16 protein-coding genes are annotated in these 15,922 nt (G+C 66.3%); 6 read left to right on the top strand and 10 right to left on the bottom strand.

Annotation, left to right across the window (positions count from 1 at the left end; all coding sequences use genetic code 11):
* Window positions 1–17: 17 nt before the first annotated feature.
* Window positions 18–1,241, bottom strand: a complete 1,224-nt coding sequence (locus tag ACFTR6_RS21005; protein ID WP_377959344.1) for an extracellular solute-binding protein — start codon at window positions 1,239–1,241, stop codon at window positions 18–20.
* A gap of 145 nt (window positions 1,242–1,386) precedes the next feature.
* Complete coding sequence (locus tag ACFTR6_RS21010) at window positions 1,387–2,595, bottom strand: Gfo/Idh/MocA family protein (protein WP_377959345.1); 1,209 nt, start codon at window positions 2,593–2,595, stop codon at window positions 1,387–1,389.
* 207 nt (window positions 2,596–2,802) lie between these two features.
* Here ACFTR6_RS21010 and ACFTR6_RS21015 point away from each other — a divergent pair, with 207 nt between their 5' ends.
* Complete coding sequence (locus ACFTR6_RS21015) at window positions 2,803–3,822, top strand: LacI family DNA-binding transcriptional regulator (RefSeq protein ID WP_377959354.1); 1,020 nt, start codon at window positions 2,803–2,805, stop codon at window positions 3,820–3,822.
* Here the strand turns inward: ACFTR6_RS21015 and ACFTR6_RS21020 are convergent.
* From ACFTR6_RS21020 to ACFTR6_RS21035, 4 genes are read right to left on the bottom strand one after another with little or no spacing between them, the layout of a single operon-like run.
* A complete protein-coding gene (locus ACFTR6_RS21020) occupies window positions 3,819–4,883 on the bottom strand; it encodes a spore photoproduct lyase family protein (protein ID WP_377959346.1) in 1,065 nt (354 codons plus the stop codon). The genes ACFTR6_RS21015 and ACFTR6_RS21020 overlap by 4 nt on opposite strands.
* A gap of 35 nt (window positions 4,884–4,918) precedes the next feature.
* Window positions 4,919–5,542, bottom strand: coding sequence for an energy-coupling factor transporter transmembrane component T family protein (locus tag ACFTR6_RS21025; protein WP_377959347.1), 624 nt, complete (start codon window positions 5,540–5,542; stop codon window positions 4,919–4,921).
* Window positions 5,539–6,264 (bottom strand): energy-coupling factor ABC transporter ATP-binding protein, encoded by a 726-nt coding sequence (locus ACFTR6_RS21030; RefSeq protein ID WP_377959348.1) that lies wholly within the window; start codon window positions 6,262–6,264, stop codon window positions 5,539–5,541. Before ACFTR6_RS21030 ends, ACFTR6_RS21025 begins: the two co-directional genes overlap by 4 nt.
* Window positions 6,261–6,995 carry a biotin transporter BioY gene (locus ACFTR6_RS21035; protein ID WP_377959349.1) on the bottom strand — a complete coding sequence of 245 codons (735 nt, stop codon included), beginning with the start codon at window positions 6,993–6,995 and terminating at the stop codon, window positions 6,261–6,263. The genes ACFTR6_RS21030 and ACFTR6_RS21035 overlap by 4 nt, the downstream gene beginning before the upstream one ends.
* Window positions 6,996–7,288: 293 nt before the next feature.
* On the opposite strand from ACFTR6_RS21035, the gene ACFTR6_RS21040 reads away from it, so the two are divergent.
* The 3 genes from ACFTR6_RS21040 (at window position 7,289) to ACFTR6_RS21050 (ending at window position 11,805) form a co-directional block, all read left to right on the top strand.
* Window positions 7,289–8,887, top strand: a complete 1,599-nt coding sequence (locus ACFTR6_RS21040; protein WP_076803050.1) for an ABC-F family ATP-binding cassette domain-containing protein — start codon at window positions 7,289–7,291, stop codon at window positions 8,885–8,887.
* A 250-nt stretch (window positions 8,888–9,137) separates the two neighbouring features.
* Window positions 9,138–10,892, top strand: a complete 1,755-nt coding sequence (locus ACFTR6_RS21045; RefSeq protein WP_377959350.1) for a DUF222 domain-containing protein — start codon at window positions 9,138–9,140, stop codon at window positions 10,890–10,892.
* Between the two features lie 334 nt (window positions 10,893–11,226).
* Window positions 11,227–11,805 (top strand): dihydrofolate reductase family protein, encoded by a 579-nt coding sequence (locus ACFTR6_RS21050; protein WP_377959351.1) that lies wholly within the window; start codon window positions 11,227–11,229, stop codon window positions 11,803–11,805.
* A 33-nt stretch (window positions 11,806–11,838) separates the two neighbouring features.
* On the opposite strand, the gene ACFTR6_RS21055 is transcribed toward ACFTR6_RS21050, so the two are convergent.
* The 4 genes from ACFTR6_RS21055 to ACFTR6_RS21070 are packed head-to-tail and all read right to left on the bottom strand — an operon-like array spanning window position 11,839 to window position 13,899.
* Complete coding sequence (locus ACFTR6_RS21055; RefSeq protein ID WP_236783022.1) at window positions 11,839–12,306, bottom strand: YbaK/EbsC family protein; 468 nt, start codon at window positions 12,304–12,306, stop codon at window positions 11,839–11,841.
* Between the two features lie 16 nt (window positions 12,307–12,322).
* Window positions 12,323–13,195, bottom strand: a complete 873-nt coding sequence (locus ACFTR6_RS21060) for an SURF1 family protein (RefSeq protein WP_377959352.1) — start codon at window positions 13,193–13,195, stop codon at window positions 12,323–12,325.
* Window positions 13,196–13,456, bottom strand: a complete 261-nt coding sequence (locus ACFTR6_RS21065; RefSeq protein WP_087871861.1) for a hypothetical protein — start codon at window positions 13,454–13,456, stop codon at window positions 13,196–13,198.
* On the bottom strand, window positions 13,453–13,899 hold the full coding sequence (locus tag ACFTR6_RS21070) for a DUF3099 domain-containing protein (protein WP_076803040.1): 447 nt from the start codon (window positions 13,897–13,899) through the stop codon (window positions 13,453–13,455). The genes ACFTR6_RS21065 and ACFTR6_RS21070 overlap by 4 nt, the downstream gene beginning before the upstream one ends.
* A gap of 139 nt (window positions 13,900–14,038) precedes the next feature.
* On the opposite strand from ACFTR6_RS21070, the gene ACFTR6_RS21075 reads away from it, so the two are divergent.
* Window positions 14,039–14,764, top strand: coding sequence for a beta-ketoacyl-ACP reductase (locus ACFTR6_RS21075; RefSeq protein WP_377959353.1), 726 nt, complete (start codon window positions 14,039–14,041; stop codon window positions 14,762–14,764).
* Window positions 14,765–14,943: 179 nt separating this feature from the next.
* Window positions 14,944–15,696, top strand: coding sequence for an SDR family oxidoreductase (locus ACFTR6_RS21080; protein WP_087871859.1), 753 nt, complete (start codon window positions 14,944–14,946; stop codon window positions 15,694–15,696).
* Window positions 15,697–15,922: the final 226 nt, after the last annotated feature.

Raw genomic sequence — 15,922 nt, forward strand, 5'->3', positions numbered from 1 at the left:
CTTGTCTCATCCGTGGCCTACTTCGCTTCGGCCTTGGTGAACGCCTCCTGTGGTGAAGCCTGGTCGGTCAGCGCCAGTTGGATCGCCGTGTACATCTCCGTCGCCGTCTTGGGCCATTCCTTGCCGAGCTTGCCGGTGCGGGACTTGGCGTTGGCAACCTGCTCGGTGAACGCCGCCATTTCCGGAACGGCCTTCACGTAGTCATCAGCGAGCTCAGTCCTGGTCGGCACCGTGAAGCGCTCCTTGGCCAGGGCCAGCTGGTTGTCGTCGCTGCTGATGCACTGCACCAGTTCCGCGGACTTGGCCTGCTTGGCCTTGTTGCCGGTCTGCGGCACTGTCCAGACCTCGCCGCCCAGCGGAGCCACCGGAGTCTGCCCCTGCGCATTGACCGGGACCTGCACGGCCTCCCACTTGACGCTGGGCGTCTTGGCCAGGGACGGGATCTGCCACGGGCCATTGATCATCATGGCCGCCTTGCCAGCGGCGAACTGGTCCCGCACGTCCGCCTGGCTCCAGTTCACCACGCTCTTGGACGCGGAGCCCGAGGACACCAGGCCGTCGAGGAAGCTGAGCGCCTCGGCCACCTGCGGGCTCTTCAGATCGGTTTCCTCACCGCCGTTGGTCCACATGAAGGGCAGGAACTGCCAGCTCCCCTCATAGGTGGCGATCGCGGAGAACGCCAGGCCGTAGCGGTCACCCGTCGTCAGCTTTGCTGCGGCTGCCTTGAGCTCGTCCCACGTCTTGGGCGGCTGGACGCCGGCAGCGGCCAGCATCTCCTTGTTGTAGAACAGGCCCAGCGTGTTGGCGGTGGGGGCGAGGCCGTAAACCTTGCCCTCGTAGGTGGCGGCGTCGAGCATGCCCTGAGTGAAGCCGGAGGTGTCCACGCCGAAGTCGTCCAGCGGGGCCAGGCCGCCGGTTGCGGCGATCTCCTGAACGTCCGGGTTGTCCAGCATGAGGACGTCCGGCAGGGTCCGGGACGAGGACCGCTGGAGAACCTTCTGAATGAGGTCCTTACCGGGGACGGTCTCGCGCTTGAGCGTTACGCCCAGCTCCGCGGCGCACTTGTCCAGCGCGCCCTGGATGTGGGTCTTGTCCGGTTCGTTGTTGTAGTAGTCCAGGACGGTAAGCGAGTCGACCTTCTCGTTGGCGGACGCCTGGCCGCTGCCGCCGCCACAGGCGGTGAGGGCGAGCGGAGCGATGGCAGCCATGGCCATCAGGCAGGTGAGGGATGTTTTCTTCATGTGGGGCTCCTTTGCCGTGTTTGGGTGGTTCCGGTATTTCGGTAGTCCGGGCGCAAGGGATCGTCCGGGCGGCCTGCTGCCGCTGCGGATTGGAATGGGTTGTGCTGCGGTGGGTGGTTGGGTTCGGTGAATTTACGACGGCGGACTACGCGCCGGCGCTGACCGCCTGCCACTGTGCATTGTTGGCGGCGCTGTTTTCTGCGGCATCGAGGAGGCGCTGGATCTGCAGCCCGTCCTCGAACGATGGCTCCGGCTGCTCACCTTCGGCGATGCACCGGGCGAAATCGGCGGCCTGGTGAACGAAGGCGTGGTCGTAGCCGAGGCCGTGTCCGGCCGGCCACCACGCTCCCGCGTAGGGGTGCTGCGGCTCGGTGACGAGGATCCGGCGGAAGCCCGATGACTCGGCCGGTTCTGTGTGGTCGTGGAACCAGAGCTCATTGAGGTCCTCGAAGTCGAAGGCAACGGAACCGAGGGAACCGTTGACCTCCAGCCGGATGGCGTTCTTGCGGCCGGCCGCGAAGCGGGTTGCCTCGAACGTGGCCAGCGCACCTTCAGCGGTCCGGCCGATGATCACGGCTGCATCATCCACGGTGACTGCGCCGCGGCCTGCCGCCGCATCGCCTTGGGCCTTCAGACCGGAGGACGAACCAGGCAGCGGGCGGGTCTTCACGAAGGTCTGCGTCAGCGCGCTGATCCCGGCGATACGGTGTCCCGTGACGTATTGGGCAAGGTCGAGGATGTGTGCGCCGATGTCTCCGAGCGCTCCCGATCCGGCCTGGTCCTTCTCCAGACGCCAGACCAGCGGGAACTCCTCGTCCACGATCCAGTCCTGCAAATACGAGGCCCTGATATGGCGGATGGTGCCGAGCCTGCCGTCCCGGACCAGTTCCCGGGCATAGGCCAGGGCCGGAGTCCGCCGGTAGCTGAAGCCGACCATGGCCAGGGCGCCGTTGGCCTTCGCCTCCTCCGCGGCGAGGACCATTTTCTCGGCTTCCGCCAGTGTGTTGGCGAGGGGTTTTTCGCAGAGGACATGCTTGCCGGCCTGAAGCGCGGCAATGGCGATCTCGGCGTGCAGGTTTCCGGGAACGCAGATGTCGACGGCGTCAATGTCCGGGTCCTCCACCAGGGTCCGCCAGTCGGTCTCCACCCTGCCGATTCCGAACTTGTTGGCGAAGCGCTGTGCGCCTTCCTTGTCCCGGCCGCAGACTGCTGCGAGGACAGGCTCGACGTCGAGCTCGAAGAATCTGGGCGCCGTCGTCCACGCCTGGGCATGGATGGAACCCATGAACGAGTAGCCGATGAGGGCCATCCGGAGTGTCCTGGGTCCTGGTGCTGCTGGTGTTGTGGACGTCATCGTCCTCCTGTCGGACGGAGCGGGCGGAAGGTTTGAGTTAAGCGGTTAACTTCTTGGTAAAGCCAACCCCGGGTCGAATGTGTCGGGGGATGTCGGAAACAACTCTGCATGCCCCGCTGAAGGGTTGTCAAGGAAAAAGTTAACCGCTTTACTGGAGACCTGCCCGGTTCCTGTACCTGAACTGAAAGAGGATTAACTGTGCCCACCATGAGGGACGTTGCGAGGCTGGCGGACGTCTCGATTGCCACCGTGTCGTTCGTCATCAACGACACCAAGCCTGTTGCCCCGGCTACCCGGGCAAGGGTGGAAGAGGCCATGCAGGAACTCGGCTACCGCCGGAACGCCCTCGGCCGGGCGCTGGCCAGCAAACGCACGCGGATCATAGCCCTGCTGTACCCGGCGCTGCAGCGGCGGCTCAGCGAGACGGCCGTGAAGTTCTTCACCAGCGCCACCCAGGCGGCGAAGGATCTGGGCTACAACCTGGTGCTGTGGCCGATCAGCAACGAGGCCGAGCAGGTGGAGGACCTCATCTCCAGCGGCTTCATTGACGGTGTCCTGCTCATGGAAGTGCAGCTGGACGATGCCCGGGTGGAACGGCTGCAGCGTTCCAGCATGCCCTTCGCACTGATCGGGCGGACGCGGCATCCGGAGGAGCTGCCGTACGTGGACGTGGATTTTGAGAATTCGATGATCGAGGCGGTCTCTTACCTGGAGGGCCTCGGCCACCGTAGGTTCTGTTTCGTGGACAGCGGCGGGGCCGAGCATGCACTGAGCGGCTACGGTCCGGTCGTGCGGAGCCGGGCGACCTTTGCCGCGGAGGTGGAGCGGCGCGGGCTGGAATCCATCCACATCTCGTGTGAGGAGTCGCCAGTATCCGGCCAGGACGCCGCCGAAAGGCTCCTTGCAGCGGCCCCGGACACGACGGCCGTGATCCTCATGAACGACAATGCGTCGTTCGGGTTTATCAACGGCCTGGAGAAGCACGGCATCGGCGTTCCCGGGGATATGTCGGTCCTGCTCATCGGCTCAACGCCGGACGTGGCCGCCACGGCTCCGAGGATGACCGTCCTCACGCTGCCCAGCACTGAGCTGGGGCGGATGGGCGTGGAGACCCTCGTCGATCAGCTCGAGGAACGGGGCGGGCCGATGCGCCAGGCCGTGGTGATCTGCCGGTTCGAGGAAGGGCAGTCCACCGGACCTGTACCGGGGAAGCAGTCGAATCCCTAGAATGCGTAGCGGATACGGCAGTAGGGCGCAATGCTCTCGATCAGCGACGTCAGCTGCCGTACGTAGGCTGCCTTGGCCCCTGACCGATAGCGAACGTTGGTGAAGCCGTTGGATGAGACCTTCGATTCTTGGAGGTCGGGACGCCAGAGCACGTTCTCGGCTTGCGGATGCCAACCCATGTTGACCTCGTGAAGCCGCTCGTTGTGGGTCAGGAAGACGACTTCCGCCGCGAGCTGGGCCTTGGCGTCGGCTGTAAGGGTGGCATCCAGCTCGCGTAGCAGCTGCTCCCAATCGCTGAGCCAGTTGTCGGTGACAATCACGGGGGAGAAGTTCACGTGCACCTCATAGCCGGCCTCAACGAAGTCGTTAATTGCAGCCATGCGCTCCGTCACCGGCGAGGTGCGAACGTCAACGGATTTCGCCAGCCCCGCAGGCATGAGTGAAAAGCGGATCCTGGTGTGGCCGGCATGATCCCAGCCGAGCATTGCCGGGTTCACGTATTTGGTGGCAAAAGAGAGCTTGGCCGTGGGCAGGTCCCGGAAGAGGGTGACAAGGTCCTCCACGTTGTCACTGATCAGCGCGTCCACGGAACAGTCGCTGTTCTCTCCGATGTCGTAGACCCAGAGCCCCGGGTCGCACTGGTTGGGCTCCAGTTTCAGGCCTTGGCGCGTTGCGTGCCGCTCAAGCGCGCGGGCAATCTGACTGATGTTCGCGAACACGGTTACCGGGTTGCTATACCCCTTGTGCCGGGGCACGTAGCAATAGGCGCAAGCCATGGCGCAGCCGTTCGACGTCGAGGGCGCAATGAAGTCCGCGGACCGGCCGTTCGGCTTGATGGTCAGCGCCTTCTTGACACCCAGGACCAGCGCCTCCGTTTTGATCCGGGACCAGCGCGGCACGTTGGTTTCATCACCGTGCAACTCCGGGATGTTCCAGTGGTTATCGACAAGCACGACGTCGGCGCCCGGCCAGCGTTCTACGATCTCCTGGCCCCTCGCAAGCTCAAGCGCCTCAGGCTGCGCGTAGATGCGCCGGATCTGCAGCAACTGCTTGAATTCCATGGTTCCATTCTCACAGGAGGCCAGAACCTGCTATTTCAGTCCTCCGGTTCGCCCAGTCCGCGGGCGGCCAGGGCATCGCCCGTGTGGCGTGCATACGCCACCGTGGTGATGAACACCGGCAGGACCAGTGCCCGCGGGTTGCGTTCCAGTCCGCGTGCCCGGGCCGAGTCCCGGACATCCGCGAAGGCCCCGGCAATGAACGGAATGCTCCGGAGCATGATGGCAATCGTTAGGGCGAAACGCTCAGGGTCTGCCCCGAAGCGCCGGAAGGGGCGCGCCAGGGAGACGACGCCGTCGAGCAGCCGGTGCAGCGGCGTGGTGGCGGTCAGCAACGACGCCGCCACAACGCACAGCAGAATGTTAAGGACAATCCGCGCGGCAACGGGCGCGCCCAGCTGCCACCACTGGAAGGCCCCGATCACCAGCAGGATGGGTAGCAGCGGTTTCACGGCACGGTAGAGGCGCACAGCCCCGGCGCCGCTAAGCAGGAACAGAACGCAGAGAACGGTGAGTGCTGCGGCCGCCAGCCGCCAATCGACAATGAGGAACGAGGCGGCTCCGCAGGCCAGGACGAGGAGGAACTTGAGCCACAGCGGCATCCGGTGGATCAGGGAAGTGCCCGGCACATAGTTAGCGAGCAGGAAGCCGTGGCCCCTCACAGAAAATCCCCGCCAGACAGGCTCCGAACGGAAAGCGAGCGGTAATGCTCGACGGCGGCGGCAGCACCGCCGTCGTACGCGATCTTTCCGGCCTCGACCACCAGTACCCGGTCCATGTCCAGCACCAGTTCCAGGTCATGGGTGGACATGATCACCTGCTGGCTGAGGCCGGCTACGGTGCGGCGCAGCAGCTCGCGGTTCCGGAGGTCCAGCAGCGTGGAGGGCTCGTCGAGCACCAGCACGTCTGGTTCCACCGCGAGCACGGACGCCAGGGCCAGGAGCTGACGCTCACCGCCGGAGAGCTCGTAGATGCTCTGGTCCGCCAGCGGCAGCAGCCCGAACCGGTCCAGGGCGGCGGTGGCCTGCGCGCGGCGCTCCTTCCCGTTCCGCACCGAACGCCGGAGGGACAGCTCAACATCCTCCCGCCCCGTGGGCATGACCAGCTGGGAGAGGGGGTCGGTGAAGACGAAGCCCACCTGCTGGCGCACCGCGCGCACGTTGCGGACGGTGTCAGCGCCGTTGACGGTGACGGTCCCTGCCGTGGGGGCAACGAGGCCGTTGAGCAGGCGCAGGAGCGTGGATTTGCCGGAACCGTTGGCCCCGATCACCCCGATGCGCTCCTCGGTGAGTTCCAGTGAGATGTCCTGGAGCAGAACTTTGGGGTCAGCCTGGCCGTCGATGGCCACGCTGACCCCTGCGTTCCTCAGGGAGATGGTGCTCACTGCTGGGTGGAGGCTTCCGGCGTCTCGGCCTTCTGTGCCTCGGTCTTCTGCGTCACCGGCGGCTGCGTTGCGGAGGGCTGCGCCGCAGAGGTCTGCGTCACCGGCGTCTGGGGGAGCGGGCGGACGCGGCGGACCAGCAGGTCGGGGAAAGCCTTGTGCAGGGCGATGGCCACCGCGACGGCGAGCACGTTCTTAAGGATGTCGCCGGGGTAGAAGGGGAGATCAGCCAGGAACGCCTTGGCGAAGTCCAGCTTGGCGTTGACCATCATGCCTACGATGCCCAGGCCGTGGATCAGCACAATGCTGGTCACCATGGCGGCTGCGAACAGCAGGGCGGCCCGGAACTTCACGGTGCGGCGGATAATGACGGCGGCCAGCCAGCCCACCGCCGCGGCAGCGAGGGGGAAGGCGATGATGTAGCCGGCCGACGGTCCGGCCAGGATTCCCAGGCCGCTGCGTCCGCCGCTGAAGATCGGAAGTCCGGCGAGCCCAAGCAGGGTGTGGAGGCCGACGGCGGCGAACGCGCGGCCGGGGCCGAGTGCGAGCCCGGTCAGCATGACTGCGAGGGTCTGAAGCGTGATCGGAACGCCAAGGCCACCCACCGGGATGGCCGCAACCAGTGCTGCGGCTGCCACGAGCGCGGCGAAGACGGCAATGAGGCCGAGGTCGGTGGCGTTCCAGCGGCGGCGGTTGGCCGGCTGCAGGGCGCCGGCGGAGGGTGTCTGGGTCATGGGAGGTCCTGTCGAAGGGGTACAAACAATTATCGGCTCCTGTCGACGTTACTGGTCCGCCAACAGGTGCATTTTGTTGCTGTTCTACAAGAGGGACCGCTGGGGGTCTAACCGTGGGCACAAATACTCCGCTCTTCGTCGGGGGGGGACGCGTGTTCTGGCCGTGTTGCACAGGCCGGTAGACTTGAACGGGCCGTTCTCCGGCCGGCATCCCCGGTGTTCCTTGCTTTGTGGCCCGCGGCATGCAACCTGCCGTGCTGCGGCATTCCCTGTTGTGAAAGGCCTTACCTGCTGTGATTACCGTTCAGGAACTTGAACTCCGTGCCGGCGCCCGCCTGCTCATGGACCAGGTGAGCTTCCGGATCGACAAGGGTGACAAGATCGGACTGGTGGGCCGCAACGGTGCCGGCAAGACCACGCTGACCCGCGTCTTGGCGGGTGAAGGCCTGCCTGCCGCCGGCAAAGTGACCCGAAGCGGCGAGATCGGCTACCTGCCGCAGGATCCACGCACGCCGGACATGGAGCAGCTGGCGCGGGACCGGATCCTGTCCGCCCGCGGACTGGACGTCGTCGTCGGCAAGCTGAAGAAGGCGCAGGCTGACATGGCCAGCGACAACCCGGAGGTCCAGCGCAAGGCTATGGGCCGGTACGACCGGCTCGAGGCGGAGTTCCTGTCCGGGGGAGGGTACGCGGCGGAAGCCGAAGCGGCCGCCATCTCCTCCAACCTCGCACTGCCGGAGCGCATCCTCAACCAGCCGCTGAAGACACTGTCCGGCGGTCAGCGCCGCCGTGTGGAACTGGCGCGCATCCTTTACTCCGGCGCGGAAACCATGCTCCTGGATGAGCCCACCAACCACCTCGACGCCGATTCCATCTCCTGGCTCCGTGACTTCCTCAAGAACCACCAGGGTGGCCTGATCGTGATCAGCCACGACGTAGAGCTGCTGGAAGCAACCGTTAACAAGGTCTACCACCTGGACGCGAACCGGGCCCAGATCGACTTCTACAACATGGGCTGGAAGCGCTACCTGCAGCAGCGCGAGACGGATGAGCGCGCCCGCAAGCGCGAACGCGCCAACGCCGAGAAGAAGGCCCAGGTCCTGATGGACCAGGCCAACAAGATGCGGGCCAAGGCCACCAAGGCCGTTGCCGCGCAGAACATGGCCAAGCGCGCCGAGCGGCTGCTCAGCGGACTCGAGGCCGTCCGCGAGCAGGACCGCGTGGCAGCGCTGCGGTTCCCCGATCCGTCGCCCTGCGGCAAGACGCCTCTCACGGCCGAAGGACTGAGCAAGTCCTATGGTTCGCTGGAGATCTTTACCGACGTGGACCTGGCCATCGACCGCGGCTCCAAGGTGGTCATTCTCGGCCTTAACGGTGCCGGCAAGACCACCCTGCTGCGCATGCTCGCCGGCGTGGACCTGCCGGACACCGGCGACATCGTGCCCGGGCACGGACTCAAGGTGGGCTACTACGCCCAGGAGCACGAAACCCTGGACCACGACCGCACCGTCCTCGAAAACATGCGCTCCGCCGCGCCGGACATGAAGGACGCGGAGGTCCGCGGCATCCTGGGCTCGTTCCTGTTCTCGGGCGACGACGTCGATAAGCCCGCCGGCGTGCTCTCCGGCGGTGAGAAGACCCGTCTGGCCCTGGCCACCATCGTGGCCTCCAGTGCGAACGTGCTCCTCCTCGACGAGCCAACCAACAACCTCGACCCCGCCAGCCGCGCCGAGATCCTGGGCGCCCTGCGGAACTACACGGGCGCCGTCGTCCTGGTCAGCCACGACGAAGGCGCCGTCGAGGCCCTCAACCCCGAGCGCGTGGTGCTGCTGCCCGACGGCGTTGAGGACCTGTGGAACGAGGACTACCTGGACCTCATCACGCTGGCGTAGCCTTCGCAGTGGCGGGACTGACGCTGCGCCCTTAAATGTCGGACCCCCGGATCAGACTGTTTCTATGGAAGCCGTTGGGGGATTCACCGGGAACCGGGCCGTAGGGCCCGGTACAGGTGCGTTCGCTTCCGTCTCGGGGAACGACGGCGGTGGCTGGCTCACTTCTGGGGCTTCCGACGGCGGTTCACCCGACGGTTGGGCGCCGGACGGCGGGTCTATTAATGTCAGACCCCCCGATCAGAATGGGTTTATGGAAGCCATTGGGGGATTCGCCACAGACCGGGCCGAGCAGCCCGGCGCCCGCAGGTTCGCTTCCGCCCAAAGCCCTGGGCCGGCTTCCATTGGCGCGACCGCCCTTCAAAGCGTCCCTGCTGAGCTGGACGCGGTTGACCAGGCCATAGCTGCGCTGGACTCGGAAGCGATCACGGCCGAGGACACCGCCTTGTGGAGCTTTGGCCGGTCTGCGGATTTCGCGGACCGGGTTGAGCGGCTCTCCCGGAGGGTGGAGCATCTGCAGGTGGCCGCTGCCGGTGCTGTGGAGAGGTCCCGCACCGCGGCGCTCACCGCCGCCGCGGCACCGCTGGTCCCCGACGCCGTTCCCGTCCCGGATGCGGACCCCAATGCTGATGGTTCCCGGAACACGGTGGATTTCCTTCGGACCAGGCTGGGCATCAGCGCCTGCGAGGCCCGCCGCCGCCTCACCCTGGCCGACTCCATCCTGCCCAGGGCAGGATTCGGCGGCCAACAGCTCCCGCCCCGCTACGGGGAACTCGCCGCCGCGGTCAGCGCCGCCCAGGTCAGCTCCCGCGCCGCGACCACGATCACCCTCGCCCTGGACCGGGCCCGGCACTTCACCACCCCGGCCCGCACCGCCGCGATGGAACACGAACTCACTCAAACCGCGATCGACCACGACGCCGACTTCGTCACCCGCGTCGCACGGCACTGGGCCGAGGCGATCGACCAGGACGGCCCCGAACCCTCCGAACCGGCCCTCCGCCAGATCCAGGGCGCCTTCATCCGCCGCCCCAAACACGGCCTGCACCACCTGGAAATCTTCGCCACCCCCGAACAGTTCGAAACCCTCACCACCGCCATGAACACCGCCACCAACCCCCGCACCCCGGCCCCGGAACACGCAGACGGGAATGGCAGCGACGGCGATGACGGGAACGGCGGCCACGGCAGCGGCGGCGGGACCGGCGACCACGGCGCCGGCGGCGGGACCAGCGGGGCGGCGGACCCTGATGCTGTCCTTGCCCGGTGGGACAGCCCGGGTGTCCCGGAAATCGACCTGGATCACCGGTCCCAGGGGCAGAAACGCCTCGACGGGCTCGTCGGCGCCTGCCAGACCGCCCTCACCACCGACGCCCTGCCCGCCAACGGCGGGCACCGACCCCAGATTCTGGTCACCATCGACTACCGCGACCTGCTCGCCAGAGTCGAGCAATGGCTGGGCCAGCCCAGCACCGCCAGTCTCCAAGGAGCGCTGGACGCACAGTGGGCCCAAGGCGCCCAGAATCCGCAGCCGGCCTCCGCCGGTCCGATCAACGCCGCCCGGACCGGCGGCGGCACGGCCCTGTTCGCGTTCAGCGGGCCGGTGAACCCGGCCACCATCCGCAAAATCGCCTGCGACGCCGACATCATCCCCGTCGTCCTCGGCACCGGCGGCCGCATCCTCGACGTCGGCCGCGCCTCACGGATCTTCCCGCCCCACATCCGCAAAGCCATCATGGCCCGCGACCAAGGCTGCGCGTTCCCGCAATGCACCATGCCCGCACCCTGGTGCGAAGCCCACCACATCACCTACTGGTCACGCGGCGGACCCACCAGCACCGGCAACGGCGTCCTGCTCTGCAGCTATCACCACCACCTGATCCATAAGGAAAACTGGACCATCGAAGTCACCAACGAGGTGCCCTGGTTCAAACCACCACCAGAACTCGACCCGGGACGAAAACCCCGCCGCAACCAATACTTCCGCTCACGACCCCACCGGGACTGAGCTTCCTGCTGGCTTCACAGATGGGTTCCTCGAAGCCAGAGCGGGGAAGACTTAGATCGGCCGCCAGGCAATCGGGCTGGTAGGGGCTGTCGCCTGGCGACTCCCCGAAATCGGGGGTCAGATCTGTGCCGCAGTACCACCCTGCCGGTGGGCTGCAGCGTGGCGGCACCCTAGGGGGGTGGCCTTGGATGGAGGGCAATCCCAGGGGCCCGATGCTGTGCCTGTCGTAAACCTTGATCGAGCGTGGTGGCCAGCCATGGATTCGGTGGCTAGGCTCGTCCCGCTGTGACATCTGCATTTCCAAGCCCGATCTGACGCATTCGAGGAGAGCATCATGGCCGCTACCTACACCTTCGACGTCTTTTGCAGCCTCGACGGCTTCGGCTCCCACACCGGTGACTGGGGCGGCTACTGGGGCAAACAAGGCCCCGAACTGCTCGAGCGCCGCCTCGCCTTGTACGGCGAGGAGCAGCGGATGGTGTTTGGGGCCAACACATACCGGGCGTTCGCACAGATGCTGGCCTCGAGCACCGAAATGTCCGAGGTACGTGACCCCTGGGTCACCCGGATGACGCACCTGCCGGCAACGGTGGTGTCGAGAACACTGCAAGAACCGCTCGACTGGCCGGACGCGACCCTCGTAGGTCGTGACGCGGTCGACGTTGTTGCCCGGCTCAAGGGGGAGTCAGAGGTGCCGCTGCGTTCCCACGGCAGCTTGTCGATGAACCGCGCGCTGATGGCCGCCGGCCTGGTGGACCGTGTCCAGGTGACTGTCTTCCCTGTGATCACCGGTCAGACCGGCGCGGAGCCGATCTTCCGGGGCGCCGCCGACTTCGACCTTGAGCTGATCGAGAGCCGGACGCTCGACGGCCACACCCAGGAGCTCATCTACCGGCCCACCCTGCACGCCTGAATCCAACCGCGGGCACGAAGTGGATTCCCGCCCCTACCGCACGCGAAGTGCGTGCGCGTCCGTGATGCGCTGCAGCTCGCCGTAGCTAATGGAGAACATAGAGTGGTGGTCGCCAGCACCGGCCCAGAGCGTTGCGTGTTCCTCAAGGGAAGCGTCCAGCAGCGTGCGGATCCTGGCCGGATGCCCGACGGGAGCAACGCCGCCCACTTCCTGGCCCGTATGGTGCAGCACGAACTCAGGCGCGGCACGGCGGATCCGCCCCGTGCCCAGCTGGGAGGCGACCAGCCGGACGTCGACCTTGGCAGCACCGCTGGCGAGGATCAGCAGGGGAGTGCCGTCCACTTCAAACACCAGGCTGTTCGTGATGGCAGCGACGTCGCAGCCAAGCGCGTCAGCCGCGGCAGCCGCCGTCGGAACCGCTCCGGGTAGAACCGTGACTGTGTCACGGGCACCGGCTGCGGTCAGGGCGCGGCGCACGTTGGCCACGGGGTCGGCAAGCATCTCCGTGCTCCTGTCGTCAGTAGCCCTGGGCATCCAGGATCGCGTCTTCCTCTTCTTCCGCCGTCGGCCGCTTGCGCTTTCGGGGTGCCGGCGGACGACGGCGGGCTCCCGCGGCGGTGTGGGCAAGCTCGCCGTCCGCCGCTTCAGCGTCCTCGGCATCCATCGCGGCGTTGCGCGCCTGCTGCCGGGCCGCGTAACCAAAGGCCACGAACATGAGGATGCCAAAGGCGAACCACTGCAGTGAATAGGACAGGTGCGTCCCCTCGTCCATCGAGGGCACGGGGAACGGCTGCGGCGTGACCGCGGCTGGCGGTGTCTCCGAGGCGAGCTGCCCGTAGGCGCCCGTCAGCAGCGGATAGCCGAGTTCGGCAGCGTAAGCGGGCAGGTCAATGGAAGCCAGCTGGCCCTCCGGTGCGCCGCGCTGCAGCGTGGGTTCGCTGTGCTTGAGCCGCACCACTGCAGTGACCTGCCCGGACGGCGGTGCAGGAACGGAATCCGGGCGGCCGGGCGTCTTGTTGCCGATCGGCAGCCAGCCGCGGTCGATCACCACGGTCTCGCCGGATGCGAGCTTGAACGGCACCACCACTTCATAGCCGGGCTGCCCGTTCAGGGGGCGGTTGCGCACGATCCGCTGCCCGTCGACGTCGTAAGTGCCATGGAGCCTGACCTGGGTCCATTCCCGGGACGGGTCCAGATGGTCGAACTGGCCGCGGGCCTCGGCAAATGTGATCGGAGTGGCCGAATAGTTGGACGTGACCCGCTGGATTTCCGCCAGCGTTTCGGCCCGGCGGTCCATCTGCCAGCGGCCCAGGAACACGCAGCCGGTGGCGAATATTGCGGCCAGCAGCAGGTAGCCCAGCCACTTGCTGGAAAACAGGAACTTGTACATTCAGCCGTTCCCGCCCGGCTCCGCCGCCTCGAAGGGCACGGTTTCCTTCCAGAGCCCGCGGGTCTGCAGGTAGTCCTCCAGCCACGCCTTGTGCTCACCGCACGCCAGCCACACCTTGCGGCGCTCGGGCGTGTGGATCTTGGGATTGTTCCAGAGCAGCTGCCACGAGGCGTCAGCCCGGCAGGCCTTGCGGGAACAGGTGGCCGCGGAGGCCTGCCCGGCAAGATCCCCACTGCCGCCACCCAGGTTGAAAATGTTCATGAAGCTTTCTGTCCCCGGCCGTCGTCGTCTTCTTCGTCATCAGCAATGAGCTCGCCTTGGAGCACCGTTGGTTCATCCGCGGTGTCGCCGCTTTCCGCGGTTCGGGAATCCCCAGCCGCTCCCAGTTCAGCGTACGGCGTGTAGTCGAGCAGCGCCTCGCTGTGGACCTCCGCCTTGTCCGAACCGTTGGCGATCACCACCGCGATCCACGGCAGGAAAACCGCCCCCGCCACCGCAACCAGCTTGAACCAGCCGTCCACCACAAAGATCAGGATCAGGCACACCATGCGGATGCCCATGGCGAGGGCGTACTTGATCATGCGCTCCCGCATATCTTCGGAATGCGCTGCGGCGGCATCCGTAATGCTGATGACTTCCGGATGGCCGGCGGTGGAGTCACGCTTCCCGGGCGTCTGCGGTCCGGGCTGGATTTCAGGTGTCACGGCTGTCTCATCACGCTCCAATGGCTACCCCAATTCTCTCACCATCCGAAGGAGGCTCCCAATCGGACGATAAGATCGGAGGCAGTTCAAAATCCAGCCACCATAGCGGAGCCATGCTCCGCGGAAATCCGGAGCACACATGTCTGAAGCAGCAACCACGGCCCGCAGCGTCCTCATCACCGGCGGAAACCGCGGCATTGGCCTGGCCATCGCGGAGGCATTCCTGGCCAACGGGGACAAGGTGGCCGTGACCTACCGCAGCGAATCCAAGCTGCCGGAGGGTGTCCTGGGGGTCAAGGCTGATGTGACCGACGAAGCCTCCATTGACGCTGCGTTCGCCGAGGTGGAGGCCGCCCACGGTCCCGTCGAGGTGCTGGTGGCCAACGCCGGCATCACCAAGGACACGCTGCTGCTGCGCATGAGCGAGGACGACTTCACCTCCGTCATCGACACCAACCTGACCGGAGCCTTCCGCGTCATCAAGCGTGCGTCGAAGGGCATGATCCGGCTGCGCAAGGGCCGCGTGGTGCTCATCTCCTCCGTCTCCGGCCTGTACGGGGCACCCGGCCAGATCAACTACTCCGCATCCAAGGCGGGCCTCGTGGGCATCGCCCGCTCGCTGACCCGCGAACTCGGATCGCGCGGGATCACGGCCAACGTCGTGGCCCCCGGTTTCATCAACACGGACATGACGGCTGAGCTGCCAGAGGCCACGCAGAAGGACTACCTGGCCAGCATCCCCGCCGGACGCTTCGCCGACGCCTCGGAAGTGGCCAACGTGGTGCGCTGGATCTCCAGCGATGAGGCTGCTTACATCTCTGGCGCCGTCATCCCGGTCGACGGCGGACTGGGCATGGGCCACTAGGCTCCCGCACCATCCCCGCCTGCTTCCGCCCGGCGGCCCTCCGCCTTCTTTGTCGCCTTCCGACAAAGGAATCCGGCATTCCCGCTGGCATGATGGACTGCAGGCCACCATTCATTAGACGTTTCGAACAAATCAACAGGTTTCAAGACAGAGTCTGACTCTGAGAAAAGGGAGCCCACATGGGACAGCTCGACAATAAGACTGCCATCGTCACCGGTTCTTCGCGCGGCATCGGCGCCGAAGTTGCCAAGATCCTCGCCGGCGAGGGCGCCGCCGTCGTCGTTAACTACCGCCAGAAGGCGCCGCGCGCCAATAAAGTGGTGGCCGGCATTGAGGCCGACGGCGGCCGTGCCGTCGCCGTCGGCGCTGACCTGACCAGCCAGGAAGGCGTGCAGGCGCTGGCCAGCGCCGCCATGGAGAACTTCGGTTCGCTGGACATCCTGGTCCTCAACGCCTCGGGCGGCATGGAAACGGGCATGGAGGAGGGCTACGCCCTCAAGCTCAACCGCGACGCGCAGGTCAACATGCTCAACGCCGCCGTGCCCCTCATGAAGGAAGGCTCCCGCGTGGTGTTCGTCACCAGCCACCAGGCGCACTTCATCAACTCGGTGCCCACCATGCCCGAGTACGAGCCCGTAGCCCGCAGCAAGCGCGCCGGCGAGGACGCCCTCCGCGAACTGCTGCCGAACCTGGCTGAGAAGGGCATCTCCCTGGTGGTTGTCTCCGGCGACATGATCGAGGGCACCGTGACCGCCACCCTGCTCGACCGCTCCAACCCGGGCGCCATCGAGGCGCGCCGCGCCGAGGCCGGCAAGCTGTACTCGGTGGAGGAGTTCGCCGCCGTGGTCGCCAGCATGGCTACCGCAGACGTCGAGTCCGGCCACACGGAATACGCCGGCGGTTCGGACTACTTCGGCAAGAACGCCGGCTAGTTACTGAAGCAGTTGTCCGCGGTCCTGCCGCAGATCTCCGAAGGCCCGGTGTGCAGCAGCACCGGGCCTTCGCTGTCCTCTAGTAGCACGCAAGTTGAGGCCGCGCAGGCGTTGTCCGGGCGGCCCGTGACGCCTAGGAGCGCGCTGAATATATCGTCACGGTCTGGCGTGCCTGCCGGGTTTTCGGGGCCGGTGATTAATGCTGGTGTCATGCAGGGTCGCGAGG

Origin of the sequence: Arthrobacter sp. NPDC057009 (genome assembly GCF_042673905.1) — a bacterium.
In the GTDB taxonomy this organism is placed as follows: Bacteria; Actinomycetota; Actinomycetes; order Actinomycetales; family Micrococcaceae; genus Arthrobacter.